We start from the raw sequence: 6,281 nt of genomic DNA, 5'->3' as shown, positions 1-6,281 counted from the left end.
GCGTCTTGCCGACCCCGACCGATCCCATCAAGAGTATGCCGCGCTCGACAACCGGATAGTCACGCACCAGCGTGTGGGCGTAGTTGAAGGCGCGCAGCTGCGACAGATTCCCCTTCGCCGGCTGGTAGGTTTGCAAGCTCGCTTCACTATAGAGCTTCGGGATACACGCATCCGCCAGCAGCTTTGCCCGCCGCTCTTGTGTGCGACAGCGGCAAGGGCGCACCCCCTTACCTTCGACGAACTCCCACCCGCTGCCGGAGCAAGCCGAGCAGATGTCAGATTGCTGTGCAACATCTTCGGATGGCTGCTGCTCAACGGGTGCTGCCGGCGCGACATCGTTGGTGATTGCGTAAAGCGAATGCTTCTTGGCAAGGTCTGAAGGCATCGTTTCACTCCTTCTGGCTCCGCTGGCCGGCCAGGGCGATGGCAAGCTCGCGAACTTTCGGGGCGTCTCCCGCCAGGAGGTACCCACCTGCTTCGGCACTGATCTCGGCCAGCGTCACATCGATGGCCTGGCCATGACATTCGAGCAGCGACAAACAGATCTCGGCCACTTCCCTGACCTCATCTGCGTTAAGCGCCTTCGGGTCACGCGCAATCGCCTGATGCTGGCCGACGGCCAGTTCCGCGCGAGCGCCTCGTACTGAATCTTTGATCAAGCCATGTTGCCTGAGCACATTGAAGGCTTCGCGCTGCGCCACTCGTGCGGCTTTCGGCAGCCCGCGCTCCTCCAGCCATTCGCGCGTCCTTTCGTGCTCGCGAGCTGCGGCCTGGGCTGCGGCTTTGCGCAGCGCCGGTTCGAGCTCAAACTTCAGCCGCCTGACGATCTCCTCGATTGAAACCGAAGATTCGCCTTGTGAGGTTACGGCTGCCGGGTTCGTCCCGGTAGCGCCCAGGCTAACTGGGGATCGTTTTGGCTCCCGGCCCAGGGATGTTTTATTCGCCGGGCTGTTTTCCGCGCCGCTTGTCGGCGCGCAGGAGTTATCTGGGTCTGAAATTTCTAGATCACCGAAGGTGTCATTAAAGGCTGCTTCATTCCGTGAAGCACGGGCCTCACCGTTTGAAGCACGGGAAAAGGCCAAAATTTTTTTGCCGACCGGGACGGGCCTGACGCCAATCGAGGAGGCGGCGCGATTCAGGAATATTCTGATGCCGACGCCATTCTTGCCGGCGAAGTAGCCGATAATCCCTTGCTTGTGCATCCAGGCGAGCGCCTTATTGGCGGTGGCGCTCGAAACGTTCAACCACTCACAAAGCGCGGACCAGGCGGTGAGCCGCTTCCCCTCCCTGGCCTCAGCCTCGAACCTGAGCACGCCCTGGCGCTCCCAGCACCTGTCGGGCGCAGTCGTCAGGCGGAGATAGATTTTGCTCATCAGTGGGGTCGCGGCGTCTGCCTCAGGCGAAGTGAGGGCGGCAATGATTTCGTCATCGATCTGGCGGAATCGCTTGCGGTACTCGTTCGGGCCGAGTTCCGTCTTGCGCAAGAACCGCGGCGTAGGCATCGCTGTTGCGGGCATAGTCAGGCTCCAATAATTGGTTGACAGCACCCGGGACACTTCCCATAATGAACTTCGGGTAAACAAATCCCGGCTCGCCATCAAGCGAGTTCATCTATGGCCTGATGCGTTCGGTCACCACACTTCACGCATCGGGCCGTTGCTTTTCGGCCCTACTACACGCGTTTAATCGCGCCCTTACATGACCACAAAATGAAATTCCTGTAAATCCTGTGGTAAAACATGCCATCCCTGCGCCATGAGGTCGTACCCCCGCAGATGCATGTTTAACTACGGTAGTACGATCTAGGAGGCCAGAGGGCAAACCTATTACCCCCGTAGTGCCATCTTCCACCTCACCCGTATAATATCCGCAGCCGGCAGTAATACATGATGGGTCAGTAGTATAAGATTATTCCACAGTAGAATGACCTATCACCCCTGTGGTACATGATATTGCTACTGGAGTATAAGGTATGACCCCTGTAGAATAAGCTTATACCGCTAGGGTATAAGCTTATTCTACAGGGGTATTTGTACTTCAGCTGGAAATCCCTCGACGCGAAAGGAAGGTGCCGGGCCCGTTCGAAGAAGTCGATCAGTGCAATTAAATCACTTTAGTTGTGAATGAGTGGGAAAAGGTATTGACAGGCGAGGGCGATCTTGTTACAAATACGGGCCATGAGTAGCGGCGTCACAGAAGGAAGAACCCCAGTGAGTGCGAAAAGTATATCGACACGCGCCAGCCAGAAGATCAAGGCGTCTGAAGCCCGTAAGATTCTTGGCATCAGCGCGAATAAGATGGCTTCATTGATTAGCAGCGGGGCATTGCCCTACGAGCAGGACCCGCTCGACCACCGCGTCAAGCTCGTCAACAGAAAGGATGTCGAGGGGTTGATGCGGAAGAGCGGTCACGGCAGTTGAGGAGCTAGGAGATGGCTACTGATGGGCAGAGTGATTAGTTGCTGTAACGCAAAGGGGGGGACAGGGAAGACGACAGTAGCGCTAAACCTCAGTGCGATCCTGTCGTCTCATTTCAGGAAAAAGGTCCTGGCCCTCGACCTGGACCCGCAAGGGAACCTGGCGGTAGGGATGGGGATCGACCCACGTGGTTTCAAGAAGACGTCGTTCCGGCTGATGATGGACGATGCGCCGGACATCGACGAATACATCATTAACGTCAGGCAAAAGCTTGACCTGATCCCTAACTCACTTGAATCGAGCATGGAGTCGCTGCTGTCGAGCAGGCGCAACCGCGAGCGCCTGCTCGAGTCCAGACTGCAAGCGGTTAAAGACAGCTACGACTTTATCATCCTGGACACTCCTCCGGCGCTCGAAACATCAACGATTAATGCGATGGTGGCTTCGGACGAAATCCTCATCGTCATCGACTGCGGGTATTACGCCCTCTACGGTCTGAATCAGTTGATGGAGACTCTGTCCGACGTGCAGAGGGAGTTCCAGAAGTACGACTTGGTGATCCGGGCACTGGTAAACCTCTTCGATCAGAGGCAGAGGATGGACCGGGAGGTGCTTGAAGAGGTTGAGCGCTTTTTCGAGTCGCTCATGCTCGGCACCACGATTCATAAGAACATCAAGCTCGCGGAGGCGGCGAGTGCGGGCAAGCCGATCATCGATTACGACAAGAAGTCGTCGGGCTACTTCGACTTCACAAGACTAGCGAAGGAGCTATTGGACATTTATGGCAGGTCGAGAAAGGGCAAAGAAGAGGGCTCTGCATCGAGGATTAGATGACATCATCAACCGCGATGCGTCCTTGACTTCCCGCCTGTTGAATCGTGTGCAGCCTATCACGAGCGATCCACCCCCCGTGACGGAAGAGGCGCTCGTCGACAGTGCCAGCCCGGCTTCCTCAAGGCCACAAAATAAAGACCCGCTCAATGAGACCGAAGGGGGAAGGGAACAGAACCGCGCCGCACATGCCGCTGAAGGCAATGCAAACACACCCGCGCCTCGCGTCGCAACTCCAGGCTCAGTCGGCAGTCAAACGGCCAAGCCCCGTGAGCGCGAAAAGAAGCTCCATACGACGGTTGAGTCGAGCCCGACACCCCACAGGGTGACACGATCGTCTGCTTTGGCCGGTGCCAGCGAAAAGACAATCACCGTGTTACCCACACACGCCGTAAGTTTCACCTGGGAGGCATTTGTGGGCCGGTGGGGCATCATCCTGCGCAGCGGTAAGCGGGAGGGGAAGCTACGCATATGTGAGGCACTTTACCAAAACAGCCATGCGATTGCCTCGGAGACTTTTTTTACATCTTACGAGAAGCTGGCCAAGCTGACGGGCCTTGAGAAAAAACAGTGCGCCATCAACATAAAGCAGCTTGAAGAACTCGGCATCGTCGAACGGCTGAACGTGTTCAACACGGCGACGAGGCAGGGGACTGAATTTAAACTGCACTTCACCCCTTTGGCGCCCGGCGAACGCCGGTCCCCTCGTTATTATTGCTACGACGAAGATCTACGTTGACGCCCTGCGGTTGAGCGCCCAAGTAGCAACCTGCCTTTATTAAACTACAACCCGCAACTCAAACTATTAAGCGAAGTCTTGATCTTCCGGTCGCCAAGAATATATTGCTGAGGTGAAGGATAATGCTATATGAGGCAAATCTAAGTATGTCCACGGAGGTATAACCTTATACCCCTGTGGTACAACTTTGTACCACAGGGTGCGACACTAAACTGGTCAAATATTAACCTTGATAGTTTCGACCTGCTTGCGCCTCTGGATCTTCGTCAGGACTGCCCACACAGGCTGTGCGGCGCGCAAAAGTTCCTCGATCAGTTCGTCGGTCAGGTCATCGCGCCGGATGTCGCGGAAGGCGAAGCCGAGTTGCTTGATCTCCTCCCAGAACAGGTGCGTGCTGTCGTACGGGTCGAAATCTTCAAGCGGTTCGTAGCCAGCGACCGTGTCGGTTGCCGAGACCAGGGGGACAGCCGCCAGTTTGGGTGGCACGAGCATCTCGTTGACCCTCCTGCGCAGCCGCTCGCTGGAGGCCCGGCTCCGGAGGTGGGCCGAAAGGATCTCGGCACGCTTGCGTCTGGCCGCCGCCAGCGACAGGTCGAGGCGGCCCGGCTTAATCCTGGCGAGCTGCTCGGCTTCGAACAGATTCACTTCGCCTTTAGAAAGCGATTCGAGGACGTCAGCAGTGAACTCCAGCAGGCGCAGGTAATGATCGACGAAGCTTGCGAGCGATATTCTGCCGGATGTTTCACGCCGCAGTATCTCTGCCAGCGTCAGCCCCCCTCGAACCAGGTCTTCACGCGGCTAGCGGGAAGGGCGACCCCGCCGGGTGTCAGTCGCCGAGTAGCGCTCGACGTGGCGCACGGCCCGCGCCAGCCTGATGAAATCCTTTTCCTTCAGAGTAGATAAAAGAGGGAAGGGAGCTTTTAACTGGTCAAAGATGGAGCGCACCCAGTCGGGGGAAGCGAACGGATCGGCCTGACGCTTTCGCCTGCGGGTGATTCGCATAATCGAGGAAAAGCCTCCCTGAACAAGGAGTGTTTCACACCAGTGTGATATTACTCGTATAAACAGCAAAACTCTATAAAAAAATGCAATGCGTACACAAAGGGGTGATTTGTGTAAGCATAATCTCTATGCTATAATCCTGCTCTATGGAAGAGGAAAATGCCCTGCTTGGCCAGAAGGAAGGCCTCTGGCGCGAGGCGCTGAGAAGCATTGTGGCGCTCTGGGCCGACAGCAGCACGGTCCTCAAGAGTCCCAGGCGCGACGACCTGCGCCGCGACAAGCGCCGCGCCGTCGAAGCCTTCTTCGCTTTCGCCGGCAAGCGCCCCGCAGAGGTCGAGCCTCAGGATGTCCTCGCCTGGCAGTCCCACCTGCGCCAGCAGAAGCTCTCAGCCAATAGCATCTACACCCGGGTTTCTTTCCTCTCTTCCTTCTTCGGCTGGGCGATCAAGAACGCGCCGCCGGGCCAAGCTGTTGCCGCCAACCCGGTGCAGTATGCGCGGCCCAAGCGGCCCAAGCCTTACCAGACCGAAGCCACTAAGGCGCTCGACGACGAGCAGGTGCGGGCGCTGGTCCGCGTCGTCACGGCAAAGGCTGAGGGCGGCAATATTATTGCCAAGCGCGACCTGGCATTGTTGTTGTGGTATCTGCTGACCGGGATGCGCCGCGCGGAAGTCATCGGCCTGCGCGGCAAAGATATTGAACTTAAAGAGGACAGCCTGGTGGTGACGGGGCGGGTGAAAGGCGGCACCTACGTCGGCAGGGAAGTGGCCGACCCGGATCTTCGAGCCGCGCTGATTGACTACCTCACAGCGAGTCACCGCCTGCACGCGCTCAGAAGCGATGCCCCGCTGTGGACACGGCACGATCTAGCGGGCAAGCCAGGCGAGGCGCTGACCTCGCACTCGTTCGTGAGGAACCTGAAGCGCTACGCTGAGGCGGCGGGTTTGAGGCATATCCACCTACACCAGACGCGGCACACCTATGCGCGGATAGTTTCAGAAGAAACTGGCTCAATAATCGAGACGCAGGACGCGCTCGGCCATGAGAGCCCGAAGACGACGCGCGTGTATGTCCAGCGGATCGCTATTAAGCGAGACAAGCACAGCAAACGGATCTCGGCGCGCTTTCGGGAATAAATTGTGAACAGGCCCCTAAACCAAGCTGCACGAGGTTGGCACACTCAGGCAGCCTTGAGTAGCTGTTGTTTTTCAAGTTCCTGCACGGCAGCTGTCACTTCTGCCGTGTAATAAATCGCTGATAGTTTGTACGGCCACGGGCCGTTTTGTTCAAGA

At 57.3% G+C, this 6,281-nt stretch carries 7 protein-coding genes; 4 read left to right on the top strand and 3 right to left on the bottom strand.

Annotated elements, in window-relative coordinates; all coding sequences use genetic code 11:
• Together VJ464_17675 and VJ464_17670 are read right to left on the bottom strand one after the other, a co-directional pair.
• Positions 1 to 385 (bottom strand): hypothetical protein (locus VJ464_17675; GenBank protein HKQ06964.1); only part of this gene is annotated, 385 nt, incomplete at its 3' end.
• Between the two features lie 4 nt (positions 386 to 389).
• Positions 390 to 1,484 carry a hypothetical protein gene (locus VJ464_17670; GenBank protein HKQ06963.1) on the bottom strand — a complete coding sequence of 365 codons (1,095 nt, stop codon included), beginning with the start codon at positions 1,482 to 1,484 and terminating at the stop codon, positions 390 to 392.
• Between the two features lie 726 nt (positions 1,485 to 2,210).
• Between VJ464_17670 and VJ464_17665 the strand changes: the two genes are divergently transcribed.
• From VJ464_17665 to VJ464_17655, 3 genes are read left to right on the top strand one after another with little or no spacing between them, the layout of a single operon-like run.
• Positions 2,211 to 2,420: a hypothetical protein gene (locus tag VJ464_17665; protein HKQ06962.1), complete on the top strand. Its 210-nt coding sequence runs from the start codon at positions 2,211 to 2,213 to the stop codon at positions 2,418 to 2,420.
• A 21-nt stretch (positions 2,421 to 2,441) separates the two neighbouring features.
• Positions 2,442 to 3,251 carry a ParA family protein gene (locus tag VJ464_17660; protein HKQ06961.1) on the top strand — a complete coding sequence of 270 codons (810 nt, stop codon included), beginning with the start codon at positions 2,442 to 2,444 and terminating at the stop codon, positions 3,249 to 3,251.
• Positions 3,199 to 3,987 (top strand): hypothetical protein, encoded by a 789-nt coding sequence (locus VJ464_17655; GenBank protein ID HKQ06960.1) that lies wholly within the window; start codon positions 3,199 to 3,201, stop codon positions 3,985 to 3,987. The genes VJ464_17660 and VJ464_17655 overlap by 53 nt, the downstream gene beginning before the upstream one ends.
• A 216-nt stretch (positions 3,988 to 4,203) precedes the next feature.
• Here the strand turns inward: VJ464_17655 and VJ464_17650 are convergent, their stop codons facing one another.
• A complete protein-coding gene (locus VJ464_17650; GenBank protein HKQ06959.1) occupies positions 4,204 to 4,632 on the bottom strand; it encodes a hypothetical protein in 429 nt (142 codons plus the stop codon).
• Between the two features lie 503 nt (positions 4,633 to 5,135).
• Between VJ464_17650 and VJ464_17645 the strand changes: the two genes are divergently transcribed.
• Positions 5,136 to 6,125 (top strand): tyrosine-type recombinase/integrase, encoded by a 990-nt coding sequence (locus VJ464_17645; GenBank protein ID HKQ06958.1) that lies wholly within the window; start codon positions 5,136 to 5,138, stop codon positions 6,123 to 6,125.
• Positions 6,126 to 6,281: the final 156 nt, after the last annotated feature.

The organism is Blastocatellia bacterium (assembly GCA_035275065.1).
GTDB lineage: Bacteria > Acidobacteriota > Blastocatellia > UBA7656 > UBA7656 > DATENM01.
The sequence above is the reverse complement of the archived record's forward strand: the minus strand, read 5'-3'. Positions and strand labels throughout refer to the sequence as shown.